Genomic DNA, 20,982 nt, shown 5'->3' with positions numbered 1-20,982 from the left:
CCGGCGCAAGCTCACCCTCCGTGGCCCGGTCCGCAGCGGTACAGGGTGTAGGCCGCGACGCGCACCGGCGCGCAGTGGCCGATGGCCCAGCGGACCAGGGCCCGGCCCGGGGTCCGCGCGCCCCGGGCGCGGTGGCCGAGGTCGGCCGCGGAGAGCAGGACGTAGTGGAGCCGTCCGGTGTCGATCAGGTGGTGGAAGGTGCCGGGCGCGGGGTAGGGCACATGGGAGGTGAAGCCGCCGAGCGGGAGGATGGCGGCGTTGTCCGAGAGGATGTACGGCGCCGCCATCTGCCAGCGGGGCACCGCGGCCAGGTAGCGGGCGCCGTCGCGGTGGGCGGTGAGGTAGGCGAGGACGCGCCGCTGGGCCGGGTTCAGGGCGGCGGCGCCGTTGCGGGTGGCGATGCTGCCGGGGCCGATCCGGCCGAACCCGCCGGGCTGGTTGTAGCGCAGCGAGGTCGCGGACACGGACCAGACCGTGGGGACGACCAGGACCGCGGCGAGGGCGACGGCCAGGGCGGTCCGGCGCGGACGTGACCCGCCGTGAGCGAAGAGGACCAGCGCGGGCAGCGCGAGGACCGCGGCGACGCCGACGGACCAGGCGAAGAAGCGCGGGTACTGCAGGGTGAGGGCCGCGCACCAGCCGACGTTGACTGCGAGGACCGCGCACAGTATGCCCCGGCGCCGCACCCGGGTCACGGCCACGGCGGCCAGGGCCGACAGGCCGACCGCCACCACACCCATGTAGTAGGTGTGACCGGTCACGCTGCCGAAGCTGAAGATCACGAAGAACGTCACCAGCCAGATGCCCCAGAGCAGGAACCCGGCCAGGAAGGGATCGGTGCGCGGCGGGCGGCGGCGCCACAGGCCGTACAGCCCGGCGGCCAGGCCCAGCGCCGCCAGCGGGTACAGCCAGCCCGTCTGGCTGGCCAGTCCGGGGCTGAACATCTTCCAGACGCTGTCCCCCATCCCCACGGAAGCCCTGCTGTGCGCCCGGCCGACGACGATGCTCCCGGTGCCGGCCGCGTCGACGCCCAGCGCCTGGAAGCGGGTCAGGAAGTTGTAGCCGACGACCAGGGCGATCGGCGAGTTGTCGGTGGTGCCGTCGAGGTAGGGGCGGCCGGCGGCCGGGGTGAGGCCGGCGGCCAGCATCCAGGAGAGGGACACCGCCAGCATGACCGCCCCGGACACGGCGAGGTCCCGGATCCGGCGGCGCAGCGTGGTCGGGGCGGCCACCAGATAGGTCACGGCCAGCGCGGGCAGCACCGCCCACGCCTCCAGCATCTTGCACTGGAAGGCGGCCCCTACCCAGAAGCCGGCCAGGACGAGGGTGCGCAGCCGGGCGCGGGCGGTGGCCCGCTGGGTGGCCTCGGCGGCCAGCAGCAACAGCAGGACGAACGGCGCGTCCTCGGTGACCGAACGGCCGAGGCCCACGGTCACCGGGGTGAGCGTGAGGAAGGCGGCGGCCAGCAGCCCGGCAGGTATGCCGGCCCAGCGCCGTACGACGACGTGCAGCAGGACCACCGAGGCGACGCCCTCCAGGGCCTGCGGGACCACCAGGGACCAGGGATGGAAGCCGAGGACCAGCGCCGACAGGGCCTGCGGCCACAGGAAGCCGGGCAGCTTGTCCAGGGTGATGGAGTTGCCCGGGTCGAAGGAGCCGTAGAGGAAGGCGACGGGGTTGTCGGTCATGCTGCGGACCGCGCTCGCGTAGAAGGTGTGGTACGCGCTGTGCCAGATGCCCCAGAAGTCGAGCAGCGCGGCGACGGTGGCGATGCCGGCGAGGATCGGGCGTTCGTAGCGCCGGGTGCGGCTCCGCGCCCGGGCCGGCGAGGGCGGCGGCCCCGCGGCACGGACGAGCGGTTCGGCGCTGACAGGGCTCGGCATCGCGGACGGCCTCCAGGACTCTCGGTGTCCGGGGCTTCCAGAGCGCCCCGGAGCGCTTCGGCCTGTAGGACGACTGGATTCCGGCGAACGTCACGTCCCGGTTGTCAAGGAACATTCAGGATGTTCGTGAGTACCGATCGTGAAACCTGTAAGAGTCCTGGACCCCGCCTGTGCCTCACCGGCCGGCGTGCTGGGCGGCGAGGCGCACCGGGGCGTTCTGGGCGCCGTATCCGCGGTATCCGGGATCCCGCTCGACCAGTTCGAAGAACACCCTGCCGACCGTCCGCGTGTAGCAGTGCCGGAAGACACCGCCCGCGTCCTGGTCGTAGAGGATGCCGAGGTCGCGGTACGTGTCCAGCTCGCCGTCGGTGAGGTCGTGCCGGGCGGCGAGGTCGTCGTGGTAGTTGGCGGGGATGGGCAGCAGACCGCCGCCCGCCGCCCGGAAGGCACGGGCGGCGGCGACCACGTCCGGGACGGCCAGGGCGATGTGCTGGGCGTGCAGGGTGTCGTCGGCCGGGGCCGCGCCGACCCCGAGGACGATCCGGACGCTGCCGTCGCCGTTGGTGACGGCGCGGGAGCGCAGCAGCCCGTAGGGGCCGGCGACGTCGACGCTCTCCTGGGGGTGCAGGCCGAGGACGCTGCGGTGGAAGAGGGCCGCCTCGTCGTACTGGTGCCAGGGCTGGGTGAGCGCGAGGTGGTCGATGCGCGCCCCGGCCGAGCCCGGTTCGTGCGGCACCGCGGCGAAGTCGGCGCGCCAGTCGGGGAGTTCCGGGTCACGGCCGGAGGCGCAGAAGAACAGTTCGGTGCCGTCGGGGGCGGCGACCGCGTCGAGCGGGGCGTCCTGCGGAGCCCGGCGGCGGGGCAGCACGGGGGCGAGCAGGGCCTCGGCCCGGCGGGCGGCCGCCCGCGGGTCCGGTGACTCCAGGCCGATCGCGGCGAGTCCGGTGCCGTCGATGGGGGTCCCCCCGCTCGAGCGAAGCCGAGAGTGGGGGAGGGCGGCGGGACCGGTGTTGACCAGGATCCGGGCCTCGCCCTGCTCCCACAGGTCGACGGGCTTGCTCCGATGGCGTGCGGTCCGGGCGAAGCCGAGAGCCCCGAGCAGCGCCGAGACGGGTTCGGCGTCCGGCGTGACGAGTTCTGCGAAGGCGACTCCCGTCGGCACGACCGGCGCGGGCAACTCCCGCACCCCGACGGCCTCTTGCAGCACCAGCAGCGAACGGTGCGCGTCGACGGCGGTCGGCCCGGCCTCGGCCTGCCGGAAGACGTCGTTGAAGACTTCGAGGGAGAGCGGCCCGTCGTACCCGGCGCGCAGCACGTGCCGCACGAGCCCGGCGACGTCGAACCCGCCCTGCCCGGGGAAGCACCGGTAGTGCCGGCTCCACTGGAGCACGTCCATCGCGAGCATCGGGGCGTCGGCCAGCTGCAGGAAGAAGATCTTCGCGGCGGGGATGTCCTCGATGCCCTTGGGGTCGGATCCCCGGGAGAGGATGTGGAAGCTGTCGAGACAGGTGCCCAGGGCGGGGTGGCCGGCCGCCTCGACGATCCGCCAGGCGTGGTCGTACGTGCTGACGTGCCGCCCCCAGGCGAGCGCCTCGTAGGCGACGCGGATACCGAAGTCCTGGGCGAGGGAAGAAAGTCGAGCCAGCTGAGAGGCGGCGAGGTCATCGTCGTCCAGCGCGAGCGGGGAGACGGAGGAACAGACCAGGACGGTGTCGGCGCCCAGTTCCTGCATCAGCTCGAACTTGTGCCGGGCGCGGCGCAGATTGCGGGTGAACTCGTCCTCGGGAACGGCTTCGACGTCCCGCATGGGCTGGTAGAGATCGATACTGAGCCCGAGATCGGCACAGCGGGAGCGGATCTCGCCGGGAGCCAGCGGGCTGGCGAGCAGGTCGTTCTCAAAGATCTCGACCCCGTCGAACCCGGCCCGGGAGGCGGCGGTGAGCTTTTCGGTGAGAGATCCGCTGAGCGAGACGGTGGCGATGGAAGTACGCATGACCTTCTTCCTCACGTGCACTGCAGCGCCCCGTGGGGGGCGCGGGGAACTGCGCGACCAGCCACAACGGACCGGCGCCCGTCACACAACCTGACCCGCCGACCTCTCACCCAACTCCGCGATGTCGGCAAGCATCCGACCGCTGTCCGGCTCCCGCCCCGTGAACAAACGGAACGCATCCGCGGCCTGGAACACGGCCATCCCACCCCCGTCCAGCACGGCACACCCCAAAGCCCGCGCGGTACGGACCAGTTCGGTCTCCAACGGCCGGTACACCACCTCAGCCACCCACAGCCCGGGATGCAGCAACTCCGCGGCTACCGGCATCCCCGGATGCGCGGCCATCCCGGTGGGCGTCGCATGGACGAGCCCGTCCGCACCGGCCAGCAATTCCGGCAACCGCTCCAGACCCGCGGACACCGCGCGGCCCGCCCCGAACTGCCCGCACAGCTGCTCGGCCAACCCGGCCGCCCGGTCGCCCAGCGCGTCCACAACGGTCACCCGCTCGGCCCCCAGCGTGAGCGTCGCATGCGCGACGGCGGCCCCGGCGCCCCCGGCACCGAGCTGTACGACGCTCTCCAGCGGCGCGTCCCGCAGGCCGCGCGCGAACGACGCCGCGAACCCGGTCACGTCCGTGTTGTGGCCGACGGCCCTCCCGCCGGCCTCGAAGACCACCGTGTTGACGGCACCGAGCGCCTCGGCCTGCGGGGCGAGCGCGTCCAGGTGCTCGATGACCAGCTGCTTGCACGGGTGCGTGATGTTGAGCCCGTCGAAGCCGAGATCACGGGCCGCCCGCACCAGCCGTCCCACGGCCTCCGGCGGAACGCCGGCCACGTCGATGTCGATCAGCCGGTACAGGTACCGCAGCCCCTGCCGGTCCGCCTCGCGCTGGTGCAGGGCGGGGCTGAGCGACGGGCCGATGCCGGAACCGATCAGTCCGACGAGATACGAGTCCTTGGCCACGTGGCCCTCCAGAGCGGCATCGCGAAACGCTAATGTACGAACTAGTACGTTAGCTATAACACCAGAGGCCGCCGCGGGGGAAGACCTGGCCGACAACACCTCCGTCCCGGGCTTCTACAATCTCCGCACCGGCCTCCCCCGCGAAGGAACCCGACAGGAACCCGAAGGAACCCGATGACCAGCGTCGACGAACCGGCACAGACCAACGGGCGGCTCCGTGACGCCGTCCGCACCCGGGCCGAGATCCTCGACGTGGCCACCCAGGAGTTCGCCCGGGCCGGCTACGACGGGGCCCGCGTCGACGAGATCGCGGCCCGCACCCGCACCACGAAGCGGATGATCTACTACTACTTCGGCGGCAAGGAGCAGCTGTTCACGGCGGTCCTGGAGCGCGCGTACGGCGTGATCCGCGAGGCCGAGCAGCAACTGGACGTCGAGCACCTGGACCCGGTCGCGGCGATCCGCCGGCTCGCCGAGCTGACCTTCGACCACCACGAGCAGCACCCGGACTTCATCCGCCTGGTCAGCATCGAGAACATCCACGGTGCCGAGCACATCGCGGCCTCCGAGAAGCTCGGCAGGATCGGCTCGCCGGCCCTGGAGGTGATCCGCCGGATCCTGGCCGCCGGGCAGGAGTCCGGCCTGTTCACGGCCGACGTGGACGCCGTCGACCTGCACGCGATGATCAGCTCGTTCTGCTTCTTCCGGGTGGCGAACCGGGCGACCTTCGGCGCCCTCTTCGGCCGCGACCTGGTGGACCCGGCGCAGCGCGCGCACTACCGAACCATGCTCGGCGACATGGTGATCGCCTACCTCACCGCGGAGCGCGCGGCGGACTGACCGCGCCCGGGCGGCGGACACCCTGCGGGGACCGGGCACGAGCGAACGGGACCGGCGCGACCTCTTGACACCGGGGAAACGCGAGCGCAACATCCGTACCCATCGCGACTAACTACCCAGTGGGTTAATTAGCACCCGACCCCTGGCTCGCCGACCCCGTCATCCCTGGGAACCGGCCTTCTCCCCCGCCGCTCACTCCGCCTACGTTGGAGTTCCCCGAAGGAGCACCGCCGTGTCCGTCCCCGCCCAGACCGCCGCCACCGCCGTTCCACCCGGTGGCCAGCCGAGGAAGGCCGCCCTGGCCGCCTGGATCGGCAGCGCCCTGGAGTACTACGACTTCTTCATCTACGGCAGCGCGGCCGCGCTGATCTTCCCCAAGGTCTTCTTCGACGAGTCCGACCCGGCCAACGCCACCCTGCTGTCGCTGGCCACGTTCGGGGTGGCGTACGCGGCCCGCCCGGTCGGCGCTCTGTTCCTCGGGCACTTCGGGGACCGGATCGGCCGCAAGAAGGTCATGGTCTTCACGCTGCTGCTGATGGGGCTGTCGACGTTCCTGATCGGCTGCCTGCCGACCCGCGCCCAGGTGGGCGGGCTTGCACCGGTGCTGCTGGTGCTGTGCCGGGTGCTGCAGGGCATATCGGCGGCCGGAGAGCAGGCCAGCGCCAGTTCCATGAGCCTCGAGCACGCGCCGCCGGACCGGCGGGGCTTCTTCACCAGTTTCACGCTCGGCGGCACCCAGGGCGGTCAGCTGATCGCCACCCTGGTCTTCATCGCGGTCTCGCAGCTGCCCGACGACCAGCTGATGTCGTGGGGCTGGCGGGTGCCGTTCTGGCTGAGTGTCCTGGTGGCCGTGGTCGGCTGGTTCATCCGGCGCAGGCTCCAGGAGACCCCGGCCTTCGCCGAGCAGGCGGCGACCGAGGGTGTCGTACGGCTGCCGCTGGTGACGCTGATGCGGTACCACTGGGCGGACGTGCTGCGGGTCATCGGGGGCGCGCTGATCGCCTCGGTGAGCACGATCTTCACGGTGTGGGCGCTGGCGTACGCGACCGGCGACTCGGTCGGGATGTCGAAGACGTCGATGCTGTGGGTGGGTGCGCTGGCGAACCTGGTGGCGCTGGGCGCGATCCCGGCGTGGGCGACGCTGTCGGACCGGATCGGCCGGCGGCCCGTGTACCTGGTCGGCGCGGTGGGCAGCGCGGTGGCGATGTTCGGCTACCTGTGGGCGGTCTCCACCGGCTCGTACCCGCTGATCATGCTCCTCGGGATCGTCGCCTTCGGTGTCGTCTACAGCGCGGCGAACGGTGTCTGGCCGTCCTTCTACGGCGAGATGTTCTCGACCCGGGTACGGCTGTCGGGCATGGCGATCGGCACCCAGATCGGGTTCGCGGTGGCCGGGTTCGCGGTGACCTTCGCGGCGCGCATCGCGGGTCCGGGCGGCGACGACTGGTCGGCGGTGGCGCTGTTCACGGCCGCACTGTGCGTGCCGCCGGTGATCGCCGTGCTGTCCGCCCGCGAGACCCACCGGGTGGCCACGGAGGACCTCGGGTCCCGCACCCCCCGCGAGGCGTCCCGGCCGGAGACCGTGACGGCCTGAGCCCCCGGCCGGGCAGCCGGCACGCGTCCGCCCGGGCCGACGGCGCCCGGGCGGACCGTCGCCGTCCCCCCGAAGGAGATTTGGTCCCATGCCGTTCACACCCTGGACATGAGCGATGACCTGCGGGGATGCCCTTCGGTGCGACCGTGGGGCGTAGGCGGCACCGTGTCCGACATCCTTGAACAACGGCGGGGAACCGATGAACCCGAGCACAGCTGACCGTCCCGAACAGACCGTCGCCGAGGGCGACGCCGACACCGCGGCCGGAGTCAAGCCGCTCCTGGACGCCCCGCAGAACGCCGCGGCGGGCGTCGCGATGTGGATCTTCGTGGTCGGCCCGCTGATCTGCCTGGTCGTCGCGGTGCCGCTGCTGTGGGGGCGGGGCCTGTCGGCGCTGGACGTCACCATGGCCGTGACCGCCTACCTGGTGTCCGGCTTCGGCCTCACGGTCGGCTACCACCGGCTCTTCACGCACCGCTCGTTCAAGGCGAAGCGGGGGCTGCGCATCGCGCTGGCCGTCGCGGGTTCACTGGGGGTCGAGGGCTCGCCGGTGCAGTGGGTGGCGAACCACCGCCGTCACCACGCCTTCGCCGACCGCGAGGGCGACCCGCACTCGCCCTGGCGCTTCGGAACCGACACGCGCGCGCTGCTCAAGGGGCTGCTCCACGCGCACATCGGCTGGATGCTCAAGCGCGAGCTGAGCAACCGGGCCAGGTTCGCGCCCGACATCGACGCCGACCGCGACCTGCGCCTGATCGGGCGGCTCTTCGGCCCGCTGACCGTCGTCTCGCTCCTGGCCCCCGCACTGGTCGGCGGGCTGGTCACCGGCACCTGGACCGGCGCGCTGACCGGGTTCTTCTGGGCCGGTGTGATGCGGATGGCCCTGCTGCACCACGTCACCTGGTCGGTGAACTCGGTCTGCCACGTCGCGGGCAAGCGCCCGTTCGCCGCCCGGGACAAGGCCACCAACTTCTGGCCGCTGGCCCTGCTGTCCTTCGGTGAGAGCTGGCACAACTCCCATCACGCCGACCCCACCGGCGCACGCCACGGTGTGCTGCCGGGCCAGCTGGACCCGTCGGCACGCCTGATCCGCATCTTCGAGAAGCTCGGCTGGGCCCACGACGTCCGCTGGCCGGCCCCCGACCGCCTCACCGCCCGCCTCCTCCCCGAACCGGCAGGCAGACAGGGGTCGGCGGCCTGACGCCCCTCGGCCGGCGGGTGTCTCACCCGGACACCAGCAGCTCCGTCCAGTCCTTCGCCACCCGCTCCAGTGAGAAACCCTCGCGCACCTGCTCGCGGGCCGTCGCGCCGGCGGACTGCCAGTCGTCCTGGTTGGCGAGGGCCGCGATGGCGTCGGCCATCGCCTGCGGGGTGTCGTGGATCCAGCGGCGGTCGTAGATCTCGTCCGCGCCCGGCCACGGCAGCAGGGCGGGTACGGCGCCGGAGGCCATGCCCTCGGCCGGTGAGAGGTGGAAGCTCTCGTCGTCGCTGGTGGACAGGACGTGGCCGACGCGGCGCAGCCAGTTGGGGACGTCGGGGCCGAACTGGTCGAAGACGACGGCTCCTTCCAGGAGCGGTGAGGTCTGCATGCGGCGCAGGATCGCGTCGTAGTGCGCGCGTTCCTCGGGCTTGTTCCAGATCCACCAGTACTCCCACGGCGGCTTGGACTTGACCGAGAGGTGCCAGCGCCGGTCGCGGGCGCGGAGTGCTTCGAGGACGTCGAGGCCGAGGTCGAGGCGTTTGCGGCTGGGGGCGATGCCGATCATGCCGAGCCGGTGGCGGGCGCCGGGCGCCTTGGGCCGGTCGAGCTGGTCGACGTCGACCCAGTTGCCGATCGTGGTGATCTTCGCGGCGGGCCAGCCGGTGCGCTCCCGGGTGGCGCGGGCGTAGTGGGGGCTGACGCACACCACCCGGTCGACGTTGTCGATGTCGACCTGGCGCGGGTATCCGGCGTCGAGTTCGAAGCGGTGCAGGCGCACGATCAGCCGGCTGCCGCGCCGCTTGTGGCGGCTGTACCAGATGGCCGCCGGGCCGCACCACTCGACGACCACCACGTCGGCCCAGGCGGCGAGTTCGCGGCTGGCGGCCGCGTCGTGCCGGGCGAGCGCGGGCCAGGCGTCGATCCGCACGTCGAGGCCGGGCAGCGCGTTGAGGTGGTCGAGGAGGCGGGTGAGGAACTTCAGGTCGTGGCCGGCGACACCGACCCGCAGCGGGCGGGGCCGGCCGGCGACGGCCGCGGGTGCGGCGGGGAAGGCGCGGTCGAGGTGGCCGCGCCAGCGGGCCGCCGCGGCCTCCATGGTGTACTCCCGGGCGGCCGCGGCGCACCGGTCGGCGGCGAGGTGCCGGGCCGCGGTGTCGCGTACGGCGAGACCGACGGCGTCCGCCGCGTCCGCGAGGGTGGCGGTGCCCGGTACGAACAGGGGGTAGTCGGCGCCGAGCAGGGCCTCGTGGGCGGGGGTGCGGTTGAGTACGACGGGCAGGCCGAGGGAGCCGAACTCCAGTACCTTGGTGGAGAGTTCGAGGCTGGCGTCGAGGGAGGCGTCGCGCCAGCCGAGGCCGAGGTCGCAGTCGGCGGCCAGGCGCATGGCCTCCTCGCGCGGCACGCCGCCGTGGTGGACGACCTCGGGGGTGGTGCGCAGGGCCTCGGCCATGGCGGTGTCGAAACCGGGATGGGCCGCGTCCTTGTGGATCTTGTCGCCGACGGCGTGCAGTTCGGTCCTGATGCCGCATTCGGCGAGCATCGCGGGCAGCCGCGTCATGGGCAGGGTGTTCCAGCGGGGCGCGAACTTGCCGGTGTAGACGAGGCGTACGGGATCGTGCAGGCTGCTCCGGGCCGGGACCGGGAAGCCGGGCTCGGGGACCGCGGGCGGGCAGAGCACGGACCGGCCGCAGGCCTCCGGCACCCAGGCCTCCAGGAAGCACCGCAACTCCTCGGTCTGGCATAGGAGTTGTGCGCAGGCGGCGGCGATGCGGGCGAGGTCGGCGCGGGCCTCCTCGGTCATGTCGGCCGGGGACTGCGGGATGTCGGTGAGGTAGGCCCAGATCCGGCCGTCGAAGGCGCCGTCGCCGACGATCTGCTTGACCAGCCGGCGGCCGCGCAGCACCAGCAGGTCGCAGGGCTCCTCCGCGTCCAGCCGGGCCAGCAGCTGCGATGCCTGGAAGGGCGAGAGCGGGTGCGCGCCCTGGCCGGGGACGAGGTGTTCCTCGTACGGCCGCACCACGGTGACCCCGGGCAGGCCCGCGAGGGGGTCGGTCAGCCGGCCCGTCTCGACCGGGGCCTTGAGGACGAGGCGGGTCCGGCAGCCCGCGCGGGACAGCGCCTGGACCGTCGACTGGGCCCAGACGGCGGAGCCGTCGATGAGGTTGAGGTCCACGTCGCCGTAGACGAGCGCCCTCGGGGTGCGGGTCATGACGGTTCCTTTCCACGCACGGCGAACAGGCGGTGCCCGGCGCGCGACCAGCTGTCCGGCGGGGTGCCGGAGTCCAGCAGGGACCGGCGCACGAGCAGCGGTTTCAGGGCCGGTACGAAGGCGTAGTCGTCGGCGGCGGGGGTGTGGCCCACCGCGTCGGCGCCCGAGAACTCCTGGGCGCAGAGCAGGTCGAGCAGGAGGGTGTCCGGGCGGTCCTCGGTCAGGTCCGTCCAGTCCGCGACCCAGGGTGCGGTGGGCGGTCCGGCGTGCACGGCGACCGAGGCGGCGGTGAGTTCGCCGAGGGCGAGGCCCGCCGGGTCGGCGACGATCACCTCGGCCGGCCGGTGCAGCTGGCCGAGCGTCTGGGCGACGAGCCGGGCCACGTCGGTGGCGTCCCGGGGCGCGGCGAGGACGGCGATCCGGCGTTCGGCGAGCGGGTCGGGGCCGCCGGTGAGGGCGGCGAGCCGGGCCAGTCGGACGCGGGTGCTGTCCTGGAGGAAGACGTCCCGGAGCCGGTCGCGGCCGTCGGTGACCGGGTCGAGGCGGCACAGCGCCGTCCCGGTGTCGCCGTCGAGGACGGTGTCCCAGGGCAGCAGGGTCAGGCCGGGGGCGGAGGACGCCGGGCCGTCCCGCCACAGCACCGCGGTACGGCCCAGCCCCCTTGCCTGGGACACCAGTTCGGCGAGGCGCCGGTCCAGGTCGGGGGCGAGTCCGGTGCCGGTGAGCGACCAGGGCCCTTCCTGGGCCGCGCAGGCGCTCAGCTGGACGAGGAAGACGTCCGGGTCGGTGCGCTCGACCAGCAGCCGTCCGTCGTGCGGCAGCACCCTGCTGACCACGGCGTCCGCCGCGAAGTCCCGGGCGGTGCCGTCGGTGAGCACGCCGGTGATCACCAGCCGGTCGCGGGGCGCCACGGACAGGGCGCGATGGGCGAGGTGGAAGCGGTCGTCGGCCTGCGGCTCCGGCGCGGGAACGGTGGCCGAGGTCCGGAGACCGGCCGGGCGGCCGCCCTTGGCCTTCCGCTGCCGCCAGAGCCCGTACAGCTCGCCCGGCAGCCGGGCCGCACGGCGCTTCGGCGACCGGGCCGCCGACACCAGGGCCTTGCCGATCCGCAGCGAGGTGGAGCCCTCCAGCATGGCCACCCGCGCCTCCAGCACGCCGGTGCGCTCCCGGGCCCGGCGCAGCGCGGTGGAGAGCTGGTCCTTGTCCCGGAGGGCGGCGGCGAGCCGTTCGGCGAGGCCGTCCGCGCGGGCGGTCTCCAGGGCGCGGGCGGTCTCCTCGGCGGCCCGCTCCAGGTCGATCAGGCGGGCCCGCTGGGAGCGGGAGACGAAGTCGGCGAGGACGTACTCGTCGGCGATCCTGAGGGCGGTGGCGAAGCCATCGGCCGGCAGCGGGTGGCCGAACCAGTCGTGCGGCGGCAGGAGTTCCTCGGTGCAGGCGAACACCGCACCGGAGTGCAGGTGGGTGTAGCCGAGGGAGGCCGCGTGCAGCACCTGGCAGCGGTGGGCCACCAGGGAGTCGAGGAGCCGGTGGTAGGGCAGCTCGGTGCCGGGGTGGCCGAAGACGATCAGGCCGCGGCCGCCGGGCCGCATCCGTTCCAGTGCGGCGAGGCAGTCCGCCTCGGCGCCGTGCAGGGCGAGGTCGGGGCCGTAGCAGAGGAGCATCAGCTCCCCTTCGCCGACGGGCTCCTGGTGGCGCCGCAGCTCGACGCCGGGCGGCAGGTGCAGGTAGTGGTCCAGACGCAGGCCGCCGCTCGTCGCGTCCACGACCGAGGTGACGTCGTCCAGGTGCGGGTGGAGCAGATCGGTCAGACGCATCAGCGGGTCCTTGGGAAGACATCGGTCGGGCGCATCAGCGGGTCCTCGTGAAGACATGGAAGCCGACCCGGTTCTCGCGGAAGCCGTAGGGCCGGAAGAGGGAGTGGCTCAGGCCCAGGGGCTCGAGTTCCTTGCGGTAGGCGGCGAGCGGCCGGTGCAGGATGTAGTCGCCGCGCGGGACGGGTTCGTCGGTGTTCTCGTCGGTGACGATCAGCCGGCCGGTGATCCGGACGAGTGAGGCGAGGTTGCGCAGGCTCGCCGCCCACTGGGCGTCGTCCAGGAGGTGGAAGAGGACGTCCACGCACAGCACCACGTCGTAGAGCCAGGGGCTGCGCCACTCGTCGAGGCCTGCCACGGCGTAGCGGGGGCCGCCGCCCTCGGTCCGGGCGTGGGTGACGGCCGCCTCGCTGGCGTCGAAGGCGTCTACGTGGTGGCCGCAGCGGGCCAGTGAGCGGGCGAAGTGCCCCTTGCCGCAGCCCGCGTCGAGGACGAACAGCGGGGAGGCGGGGCTGGACAGGTCGCCGATCAGGGTGAGGAGCTGGCCGAGCCGGATCGCGTAGAAGATCTCGTTGCCGGGCCGGTCGAGGCCGATGTGGCCGCCGGAGGCGAGGTCGTCGCGTTCGCGGTGCCGGGTGTCCCAGTAGGTGAGGGGGGCTTCGGTGTAGGTGCGGGTGGCGTCGTTCATGGCGCTCCAGCCACTCGGTGGTCATGGCGTTCCAGCCATTCGGTGAGCACGCGGGCGATCCGGGGTCCTGCCTTGCCGTCCCACAGCGGTGGTCCCTCGGGGTCGGCCGCCGTCTGCCCGTCGAGGACCTTGCGCAGGGCGGGCACCAGTTCGCCGTGCCGGACCAGGCGGTTGGTGCCGTGGGTGACGGTGACCGGGCGTTCGGTCGTGGTGCGCAGCGTCAGGCAGGGCACGCCGAGCACGGTGGTCTCCTCCTGGACGCCGCCCGAGTCGGTGATCACGACGGCGGCACCCCGGACCAGGCCCATGAACTCGACGTAGCCGAGCGGTTCGAGGAGGTGGATGCCGGGCGCGTCGGCGAGGCCCGCCCTGCGCAGCGCCTCCCGGCCGCGCGGGTGCAGGGGCACGGCGAGGTCGAGGTGGCCGGCGGCCTCGGTGAGGGCGCGGGCCGCGGCCGCGGCGGCCTCGGGGTCGTCGACGTTGGCCGGGCGGTGCAGGGTGACCACGCCGTACCGCTCGGGCAGCGCGTGGGCGGCGCGGGCGGCGGCCGGGTCGAAATGCTCCAGATGGGTGAGCAGGGTGTCGATCATGGGGTTCCCGACGAAGTGCACCCGGCCCGGTTCGACGCCCTCGCGGGCGAGGTGGCCGACGGCCTCCGGGCTGGTCACGAAGAGCAGCTCGGCGAGCTGGTCGACCAGACGCCGGTTGACCTCCTCCGGCATCGCCATGTCGAAGCTGCGCAGCCCCGCCTCGACATGGGCGACCGGGATGCCCAGCTTGGCGGCGACCAGGGCCGCGGCCAGGGTGGAGTTCACGTCGCCGTACACGACGACCAGGGCCGGGGCGCGGGCCAGCAGCTCGTCCTCCAGGGCCACCAGCAGGTCGGCGGTCTGCCGGGCGTGGCTGCCGGAGCCGACGCCGAGGTCGGTGTCCGGGGCGGGCAGGCCCAGCTCGCGGAAGAAGATGTGCGACATCCGTTCGTCGTAGTGCTGACCGGTGTGCACCAGGACCTGGTCGTGCCCGGTCGCGCGCAGGGCGGCGACCACGGGCGCGGCCTTCACGAAGTTCGGCCTGGTCCCTACGACATGGAGTACGCGGCCGTTCATGTCGTACGTTCTCCGCTCTGTCGGCCTACCTTGGCGACATGGCCCGACGTCCGTCCTGGCACCAGCCGCGTCGTATCCCCCGTGCACTCAGCTTGGCCGCATCCGTCGCCTGGGGCGAGTTGCGGCACGACCCCGTCCGGGCCGCGCTGCTCGGTGTGCGGCTGCTGCCGGGGCGGGTGCGGCGCGGGCTCGGGCCGGTCGAGAAGCGGCTCGTCGGCCGGGCCCGTACGGCCGGGCCCACCGCCGCCCCGTCCGCCGCCCGGGTGCCGGCGCCGGCCGGGCGGGCGGTGCGGCCCGAGCCGGGCCGGGTGCTCCATCTGGTCACCAACGGGCTGCCGTTCAAGCACGCCGGTTACACCGTGCGCACCCAGGCGCTCGCCGAGGCACAGCGGGCCGCCGGACTCGACCCGCACGTGGTGACCCGGATCGGGTTCCCGGTGGCGCAGGGCGTCCTGGACGCCCGTCCGTTGCAGATCGTGAACGGGGTGCCGCAGCACCGGCTGCTGCCCTACGGGCTGCCCTACGGCCAGGGGGCGGTGCTGACCCGCAACGCCGAGCTGGCCGGACGGCTGGTGGAGCGGCTGCGGCCCGCCGTGCTGCACGCGGCCACCGACCACGGCAACGGGCGGGTGGCGCTGGCCCTGCGGGAGACCTACGGGCTGCCGGTGGTGTACGAGGTGCGGGGTTTCCTGGAGGAGACCTGGCTCACCCAGGCGCCCGGCCGCAGTGCGGGCGACCCCTCGTACCGGGCCCGGCGCGCCCTGGAGACGTACTGCATGCGCGGGGCCGATCTGGTGCTGACCCTCGGCGCGGCGATGAAGGCCGAGATCGTGGGCCGCGGGGTGCCCGCGGAGCGGGTCCTGATCGTGCCCAACGCGGTGGACGACGCCTTCCTCGCCCCGCCGCCGGACGGGGCGGAACTGCGCGCCCGGCTCGGCATCGCGGCGGACGACTTCGTGGTGGGCACCGTGAGCAGCCTTACTCCACACGAGGGAATCGGCACATTGCTCCATGCGGGTGCCGAACTGCGCCGCCGGGGGGTCCCGCTGCGGCTGCTGATCGTCGGCGACGGGCCGGAGCGCGGCAGGCTCGAGACGCTGGCCGGACGGCTCGGTCTCGGCGACGGCGCCGCCCTGTTCACCGGCCGCGTGCCGCACCGCCAAGTGCGCGCCCACCACGCGGTTCTGGACGTCTTCGCGGTGCCGCGCACCGACGAACGGGTCTGCCATCTGGTCACCCCACTCAAGCCGGTCGAAGCGATGGCGAGCGGTGTTCCCGTGGCGGCCAGTGATCTCACAGCCCTGCGAGAACTGGTGAAAGACGGAGTGAACGGGCGGCTGATCCCACCTGAATCTCCGCATGCTTGGGCAGAAGCTCTCGAAGTATTGCTCTACAGTCGAAAAAGGCGGCATGAATGGGGAGCATCCGCCCGCGCGCTGGTGGCGCGTGAACGCACCTGGAAAAGGGTCGCTGCCACGACCCGAGAGGCGTATCGCGCTCTTGGATGTGTCTGAGGCCCCGCGCCCGGAACCGCTCACCGTCCGGGCCCTTCGGATCCGTACGGCATCTGCCGTTGCTGCCGTCGAGGGCGGAGTGAATCCCTATGCAGGTCGAAAAGGCCGTACCGCTCGGGGAATCGAGCGCATCGCTCGGGGATGAGGAACAGACCGACAGTTTCGAACTGGCCGTCATCGGGCTCGGCTACGTCGGGCTCCCGCTCGCGCGGGAGGCGTCGCTGGTCGGCCTGCGAGTGGCCGGGCTCGACCTCGACCCACGGGTCGTGGAGGGCCTCAACGCCGGCCACTCCCATGTGGACGACGTCTCCGACGAGGACGTCGCCCGGATGCGGGCGGCCGGGTTCACCGCGTACACCGACGACAAGTGCCTGGCCCGGGCGCAGACCGTGGTGATCTGCGTGCCGACCCCGCTCAGCGAGGACGGCGGCCCCGATCTGAGCGCGGTGACCTCCGCCGCACGGGCGGTGGCCGGTCGGCTGCGCCGCGGGCGGCTCGTCGTCCTGGAGTCGACCACCTATCCGGGCACCACCGAGGAGATCGTCAAACCGCTCCTGGAGGAGTCCGGGCTGCGGGCCGGCGAGGACTTCGCGCTGGCCTTCTCACCGGAGCGCATCGACCCCGGCAACACCACCCACGGGCTGCGCCAGACACCCAAGGTGGTCGGCGGCTGCACCCCGGCGTGCGCGGCGAAGGCCGCCGCCTTCTACGGCAAGCTCGTCGACACCGTCGTGCAGGCCAAGGGCACCCGCGAGGCCGAGATGGCCAAGCTGCTCGAGAACACGTACCGGCACGTCAACATCGCACTGGTCAACGAACTGGCCGTGCTCTGCCGCGAGTTGCATGTCGACGTGTGGGACGCGATCCGTTGCGCGGGCACCAAGCCGTTCGGTTTCCAGCCCTTCCGGCCGAGCGCCGGGGTGGGCGGCCACTGCATTCCGATCGACCCCAACTACCTTTCCTACAAGGTGCGTTCCATCGGATACGAGTTCCGGTTCGTGGAACTCGCCCGGGAGATCAACGCGCGCATGCCGGAGTACGTCGTCCGGCGCGCCCAGGACCTGCTCAACCACGAGGGCCGCGCCCTGCACGGCTCCCGGGTGCTGCTCCTCGGCGTCACCTACAAGCCGGACGTGGCCGACCAGCGCGAGGCGCCGGCGGTGCCGGTGGCCCGGCTGCTGCGGGAGCGGGAGGCCGAGATCGCCTTCCACGACCCGTTCGTACCGGCCTGGTTCGTGGACGGGGAGGCCGTGCCGCGCGTCGCCGACGTCATGGCCGCGGCGCGCTCGCACGACCTGACGATCCTGCTCCAGGACCACTCCGCGTACGACCTCCCGGCCCTCGGCGACGAGGCCCGCCTGCTCTTCGACACCCGGGGGCGGATCTTCCGGCCCGGTGTCGAGGTGCTGTAGCCGACCTGCGTAGCAACTCCCCTTCCGCGGCTCGGAGTCGAAGGGCTCCGGGCCGCGGAGCCGAAAGGCGCTCAGATGCGGATACTCGTCGTCACCGTCGTCCACCACCCCGAGGACGCGCGCATCCTGCACCGGCAGATCAGCGCGTTGCGGGACCGCGGACACCATGTCGTCTACGCGGCGCCCTTCTCGGCCCGCGAGGCACGGCCCCGCCCGGACCTCGAAGGCATCGACCTGCCGCGGGCCGCGGGCCGCAGCCGCCGCACGGCCGTCGGCGCGGCGCGGAACCTGCTGGCCCGGCGCGGCCACGAGGCGGACCTGATCCTGCTCCACGACCCGGAGCTGCTGCTGGCCCTCCCCGGCACCCTGCGCCGCTGGCGGCGGTCCGGCACCGGTCCGGTGGTCGTCTGGGACGTGCACGAGGACACCGCGGCCGCGCTCGCCATGAAACGATGGGTGCCGAGGGCGCTGCGGCCACCGCTGCGGCTCGGCGTCCGCGCGGCCGAACGGCTGGCGGAGCGTCATCTGCGGCTGCTGCTCGCCGAGGACGCCTACCAGGAGCGGTTCCGCCGCACCCACCCGGTGGTGCCGAACTTCACCACCGCCCCGGTCGAGGCACCGGAGCCGCCGGGCACCGAACGGGTCGTCTACGTCGGCCACCTGTCACGGGCGCGCGGCGCGCTGGACCTGATAGCCACGGCCCGGCACCTGGGCCCCGGCCTGCGCGTCGAGGTGGCCGGCGCGGCCGACCCCGACGTCCGGGACGCGCTCGCGGCCGCCGACCGGGACGGCGTCCTGCGCTGGCACGGCTTCCTGCCCAACGACCGCGCCCTCGCCCTGTTCCCGGGCGCCCTGGCCGGTCTCTCGCTCCTGCACGACCAGCCCAACTACCGCCATTCCCGGCCCACCAAGATCGTCGAGTACATGGCCCACGGCGTGCCCGTCATCACCACGCCCACCCCGCTGGCCGCGGACATGGTGGAGCGGCACGGCTGCGGAATCGTCGTCCCGTACGAGGATCCGCGGGCGGCGGCGGAGGCGATCCACCGGCTCGGCGCCGATGCGGTCCTGCGTCACACCGCGGCCCAGCGTGGCCGCGAGGCGGCCCTCACCCACTTCAACTGGCCCGACAAGGCGGCCGAGTTCACGCAGTGGCTGGAGACCTGGGTACGGGAGGAGACCGGTGCTAGGCGCGCGGGTGGCGCGGCTCGTACAAGGCGACCTCGCCTCCGCCCGGCAACCGGAAGCCCGTCACCCGGCCCCAGGCCGCGACCTGGACGGGTCGGCTGAACTCGACACCCTTGGCGGTGAGTTCGGTGATCGTCTCGTCCAGGTCGTCGCACATCAGCATCAGTTCGTGCGACGGTTCGCCGTCGGCCGGATGGCACGCCACCTCGGCCGGCGGCAGCCGGAAGAGCAGCCAGCCGTAGCCGGCGTCGACGTGCGGCCAGCCCAGCACGTCCCGGAGGAAGGCCCGGTCCGCCTCGGCGTCCCGCGTGTAGATCACCACATGTGCCCCATTGATCACGCGCGGAGGCTAACGCCGGGAGGTCCGGGCGGCAAGGACCTCCCGTCACGCGTTGGACCATTCCGGCTCGCAGAGCACCAGCCGGTACCCGTCCGGGTCCTCGGCGCCGCCCCCCACCGGTTCCAGTACGGGTTCGGCGAGGACACCCGCCGGCCGCTGTGCCCTCCAGGCATCGGCCGATCGCGCTGCGTCACAGGTCCTGGGCCCGTCAGGCGCGCGGCACGCCGTACGCCCGCTCCACCCGCAGCCGCAGCACCAGCCGCCTGTCCCGGACCATCGCGGCGCGGTAGTCGTCCCAGTCGGGGTGTTCGCCCCGGACGTCGCGGTAGAGGCGGATCAGCTCCTCGACGGTCGCGTCGTACGGGTCCTCGGCCACCGGCGACAGCTCCGCGGTGCCCTCGGCGACCGTGTAGGCCCAGCGGTCCGGGCTGGTGACGTGGTATGAGGCACGAGGGTCCCGGCGCAGGTTGCGGGTCTTGGCGCGGCCGTCGGTGATCGACACGCGCACGGTCCGCTCGTCGGGGTAGTAGGCGTGGTTGACGTTGGACAGCTGGGGACGTCCATCGCTCTTGAGGGTGACCAGCACCCCGTCGTGTCCTTCGGCGAGCAGCTTCAGAAGAGCGTCCTGGGTCATGTCAGGGGGAACCCCGCCGCGTCCGTCGCGCATTCCCGCCCGCTGCTTCCGCACCGGCCGTCGCGCGCCGGGGCTCGCCGGGCCGGGCGTGCGCGGAGGGTAGCCGCCCGGACACGGTGCGGCCGCGCCGGGCGTACAAGTCGCCGCGCCTGGCCGGGTGCGCCCGGCGTCGGATCGGGCCGTCGCGGGCATGTACCAACTGACGAGCCGTCATCACCCGCCGTACGTCGGGCGTGGCGGTGGCGCGTCCGTTTTCCGGTGCCTCTTCTATAGCGTCCGTCACACCACACGCGTTTGAGCGGGACCGTTCCCCTCTTCCTGCGCGACGATGAGGTCCGAGGTCGGACCGCACCGCGGACGACACGACCCAAGGAGAGCGATGGCACAGCTGCGACAGGAAGTCGACCCCGGTGAGGTGGGGCTGGACGTGAAGGCGCTCGACCGCCTCGACCAGCACTTCGCCCACTACGTCGACGAAGGGCGGCTGCCCGGTTACCTGGTGGCCGTGGCGCGCGGCGGCCGGGTCGCCCACCTCACCACCCAGGGCCACCGCGACCTCGCGGCCAGGCTGCCGGTCGAGCCGGACACCATCTGGCGGATCTACTCCATGACCAAGCCGGTCACCGCGGTCGCCGTGCTGCTGCTTGTGGAGGACGGGCTGCTCTCGCTGGACGACCCGGTCGACCGTTTCCTGCCGGAGTTCGCCGCCCCGCGGGTCCATGTCTCGGGTTCGGGCGACGACATGGTGACCCGGCCGGCCGACGGGCCGATCCGGATCCGCCATCTGCTCACCCACACCGCCGGGTTGACCTTCGCCTTCTACCACACGCACCCCGTGGACGCCTGCTACCGCGAGGCGGGCCTGGAGTTCTCGGTGCCGTCGGGCGCGGACCTCGCCGAGGCGATGGCGGTGTACGCCCGGATGCCGCTCCAGTTCGAGCCGGGCACCCAGTGGAACTACTCCGTCGGCTTCAACGTCCTCAGCAGGGTCGTCGAGGTGGCCTCCGGACAGCGGCTCGACGACTTCTTCGCGGAGCGGATCTTCCGTCCGCTCGGCATGCCGGACGCGGGCCTGCACATCGTGCCCGAACAGGCCGACCGGCTTTCGGAGTTGTACGGCGAGACCGAGGGCGGCGGCATCGAGGCGATCCCCGGACTGCCGTTGCGCGGCCGCCCCCGCTTCCTGTCCGGCAGCGGCGGCCTCGCGGCGACGGCGTACGACTACCACCGTTTCATGGAGATGCTGCGCCGGGGCGGCGAACTGGACGGCGTCCGGCTGCTCTCCCCCGCCTCGGTCGGGCTGCTCGCCCGCAACCACCTGCCGGGCGGGGCCGATCTGCGGGCCTACGGGGCTCCGGTCCACCAGGAACCCGGCAACGACGGGCTCGGCTTCGGTCTCGGCGTCTCCGTGGTGATCGACCCGGACCGCACCCTCTCCCCGAGCAGCCCCGGCGCCTACGGCTGGACCGGTGCGGCCACCACCGCGTTCTGGGTCGACCCCGCCCACGACCTGACCGTGCAGTTCCACACGCAGGTCCGGCCGAAGACGCTGAAGGTCTTCCCGGACCTGCGCCGGCTGGTCCACGAGGCGATCCAGGACTGAGCG

Annotated in this window: 16 protein-coding genes; 7 read left to right on the top strand and 9 right to left on the bottom strand. The window is 73.0% G+C overall.

The window, feature by feature from the left end:
* Window positions 1-11: 11 nt before the first annotated feature.
* From ACFY0K_RS23465 to ACFY0K_RS23455, 3 genes are all read right to left on the bottom strand, one after another.
* Window positions 12-1,883, bottom strand: a complete 1,872-nt coding sequence (locus tag ACFY0K_RS23465) for an ArnT family glycosyltransferase (protein ID WP_390641492.1) — start codon at window positions 1,881-1,883, stop codon at window positions 12-14.
* A gap of 175 nt (window positions 1,884-2,058) precedes the next feature.
* Window positions 2,059-3,876, bottom strand: coding sequence for a bifunctional sugar phosphate isomerase/epimerase/4-hydroxyphenylpyruvate dioxygenase family protein (locus ACFY0K_RS23460; RefSeq protein WP_390641491.1), 1,818 nt, complete (start codon window positions 3,874-3,876; stop codon window positions 2,059-2,061).
* Window positions 3,877-3,957: 81 nt separating this feature from the next.
* A complete protein-coding gene (locus ACFY0K_RS23455) occupies window positions 3,958-4,839 on the bottom strand; it encodes a shikimate dehydrogenase (RefSeq protein WP_390641490.1) in 882 nt (293 codons plus the stop codon).
* 174 nt (window positions 4,840-5,013) lie between these two features.
* On the opposite strand from ACFY0K_RS23455, the gene ACFY0K_RS23450 reads away from it, so the two are divergent.
* From ACFY0K_RS23450 to ACFY0K_RS23440, 3 genes are all read left to right on the top strand, one after another.
* Complete coding sequence (locus ACFY0K_RS23450) at window positions 5,014-5,679, top strand: TetR family transcriptional regulator (protein ID WP_390641489.1); 666 nt, start codon at window positions 5,014-5,016, stop codon at window positions 5,677-5,679.
* 232 nt (window positions 5,680-5,911) lie between these two features.
* The gene (locus ACFY0K_RS23445; RefSeq protein ID WP_390641488.1) at window positions 5,912-7,273 is read left to right on the top strand and encodes an MFS transporter; all 1,362 of its coding nucleotides are present in this window, start codon (window positions 5,912-5,914) and stop codon (window positions 7,271-7,273) included.
* 199 nt (window positions 7,274-7,472) lie between these two features.
* Complete coding sequence (locus tag ACFY0K_RS23440) at window positions 7,473-8,474, top strand: acyl-CoA desaturase (protein WP_390641487.1); 1,002 nt, start codon at window positions 7,473-7,475, stop codon at window positions 8,472-8,474.
* 22 nt (window positions 8,475-8,496) lie between these two features.
* On the opposite strand, the gene ACFY0K_RS23435 is transcribed toward ACFY0K_RS23440, so the two are convergent.
* The 4 genes from ACFY0K_RS23435 to wecB are packed head-to-tail and all read right to left on the bottom strand — an operon-like array spanning window position 8,497 to window position 14,288.
* Window positions 8,497-10,683, bottom strand: coding sequence for a glycosyltransferase family 1 protein (locus tag ACFY0K_RS23435; protein WP_390641486.1), 2,187 nt, complete (start codon window positions 10,681-10,683; stop codon window positions 8,497-8,499).
* A complete protein-coding gene (locus ACFY0K_RS23430; RefSeq protein ID WP_390641485.1) occupies window positions 10,680-12,497 on the bottom strand; it encodes a hypothetical protein in 1,818 nt (605 codons plus the stop codon). Before ACFY0K_RS23430 ends, ACFY0K_RS23435 begins: the two co-directional genes overlap by 4 nt.
* A 34-nt stretch (window positions 12,498-12,531) precedes the next feature.
* A complete protein-coding gene (locus tag ACFY0K_RS23425) occupies window positions 12,532-13,182 on the bottom strand; it encodes a class I SAM-dependent methyltransferase (protein ID WP_390641484.1) in 651 nt (216 codons plus the stop codon).
* On the bottom strand, window positions 13,179-14,288 hold the full coding sequence (wecB, locus tag ACFY0K_RS23420) for a non-hydrolyzing UDP-N-acetylglucosamine 2-epimerase (RefSeq protein ID WP_390641483.1): 1,110 nt from the start codon (window positions 14,286-14,288) through the stop codon (window positions 13,179-13,181). Before wecB ends, ACFY0K_RS23425 begins: the two co-directional genes overlap by 4 nt.
* A gap of 38 nt (window positions 14,289-14,326) precedes the next feature.
* Here wecB and ACFY0K_RS23415 point away from each other — a divergent pair, with 38 nt between their 5' ends.
* The 3 genes from ACFY0K_RS23415 (at window position 14,327) to ACFY0K_RS23405 (ending at window position 18,504) form a co-directional block, all read left to right on the top strand.
* Window positions 14,327-15,802 (top strand): glycosyltransferase family 4 protein, encoded by a 1,476-nt coding sequence (locus ACFY0K_RS23415; protein ID WP_390641482.1) that lies wholly within the window; start codon window positions 14,327-14,329, stop codon window positions 15,800-15,802.
* An 89-nt stretch (window positions 15,803-15,891) separates the two neighbouring features.
* Entirely contained in the window at window positions 15,892-17,214 is a 1,323-nt protein-coding gene (locus ACFY0K_RS23410; protein WP_390641481.1) for a nucleotide sugar dehydrogenase, read from the top strand.
* A gap of 75 nt (window positions 17,215-17,289) precedes the next feature.
* A complete protein-coding gene (locus ACFY0K_RS23405; protein WP_390641480.1) occupies window positions 17,290-18,504 on the top strand; it encodes a glycosyltransferase in 1,215 nt (404 codons plus the stop codon).
* Here the strand turns inward: ACFY0K_RS23405 and ACFY0K_RS23400 are convergent.
* Complete coding sequence (locus ACFY0K_RS23400; RefSeq protein ID WP_390641479.1) at window positions 18,401-18,742, bottom strand: VOC family protein; 342 nt, start codon at window positions 18,740-18,742, stop codon at window positions 18,401-18,403. The genes ACFY0K_RS23405 and ACFY0K_RS23400 overlap by 104 nt on opposite strands.
* A gap of 208 nt (window positions 18,743-18,950) precedes the next feature.
* Window positions 18,951-19,376, bottom strand: a complete 426-nt coding sequence (locus ACFY0K_RS23395) for a PPOX class F420-dependent oxidoreductase (RefSeq protein WP_382719905.1) — start codon at window positions 19,374-19,376, stop codon at window positions 18,951-18,953.
* Between the two features lie 379 nt (window positions 19,377-19,755).
* Between ACFY0K_RS23395 and ACFY0K_RS23390 the strand changes: the two genes are divergently transcribed.
* Window positions 19,756-20,979 (top strand): serine hydrolase domain-containing protein, encoded by a 1,224-nt coding sequence (locus ACFY0K_RS23390; RefSeq protein WP_390641478.1) that lies wholly within the window; start codon window positions 19,756-19,758, stop codon window positions 20,977-20,979.
* Window positions 20,980-20,982 lie beyond the last annotated feature (3 nt).

Origin of the sequence: Streptomyces sp. NPDC001507 (genome assembly GCF_042894765.1) — a bacterium.
In the GTDB taxonomy this organism is placed as follows: domain Bacteria; phylum Actinomycetota; class Actinomycetes; order Streptomycetales; family Streptomycetaceae; genus Streptomyces.
Note: the sequence above shows the minus strand (reverse complement) of the source record. Positions and strands in the feature narration are given on the sequence as shown.

Coding starts and splice junctions, on each gene's coding strand:
- ACFY0K_RS23440 (WP_390641487.1), top strand. CDS start 7,473: ATGAACCCGAGCACAGCTGACCGTCCCGAACAGACCGTCGCCGAGGGC.
- ACFY0K_RS23460 (WP_390641491.1), bottom strand. CDS start 3,876: ATGCGTACTTCCATCGCCACCGTCTCGCTCAGCGGATCTCTCACCGAA.
- ACFY0K_RS23405 (WP_390641480.1), top strand. CDS start 17,290: ATGCGGATACTCGTCGTCACCGTCGTCCACCACCCCGAGGACGCGCGC.
- ACFY0K_RS23390 (WP_390641478.1), top strand. CDS start 19,756: ATGGCACAGCTGCGACAGGAAGTCGACCCCGGTGAGGTGGGGCTGGAC.
- ACFY0K_RS23395 (WP_382719905.1), bottom strand. CDS start 19,376: ATGACCCAGGACGCTCTTCTGAAGCTGCTCGCCGAAGGACACGACGGG.
- ACFY0K_RS23425 (WP_390641484.1), bottom strand. CDS start 13,182: ATGAACGACGCCACCCGCACCTACACCGAAGCCCCCCTCACCTACTGG.
- wecB (WP_390641483.1), bottom strand. CDS start 14,288: ATGAACGGCCGCGTACTCCATGTCGTAGGGACCAGGCCGAACTTCGTG.
- ACFY0K_RS23465 (WP_390641492.1), bottom strand. CDS start 1,883: ATGCCGAGCCCTGTCAGCGCCGAACCGCTCGTCCGTGCCGCGGGGCCG.
- ACFY0K_RS23435 (WP_390641486.1), bottom strand. CDS start 10,683: ATGACCCGCACCCCGAGGGCGCTCGTCTACGGCGACGTGGACCTCAAC.
- ACFY0K_RS23410 (WP_390641481.1), top strand. CDS start 15,892: ATGCAGGTCGAAAAGGCCGTACCGCTCGGGGAATCGAGCGCATCGCTC.
- ACFY0K_RS23430 (WP_390641485.1), bottom strand. CDS start 12,497: ATGCGTCTGACCGATCTGCTCCACCCGCACCTGGACGACGTCACCTCG.
- ACFY0K_RS23415 (WP_390641482.1), top strand. CDS start 14,327: ATGGCCCGACGTCCGTCCTGGCACCAGCCGCGTCGTATCCCCCGTGCA.
- ACFY0K_RS23450 (WP_390641489.1), top strand. CDS start 5,014: ATGACCAGCGTCGACGAACCGGCACAGACCAACGGGCGGCTCCGTGAC.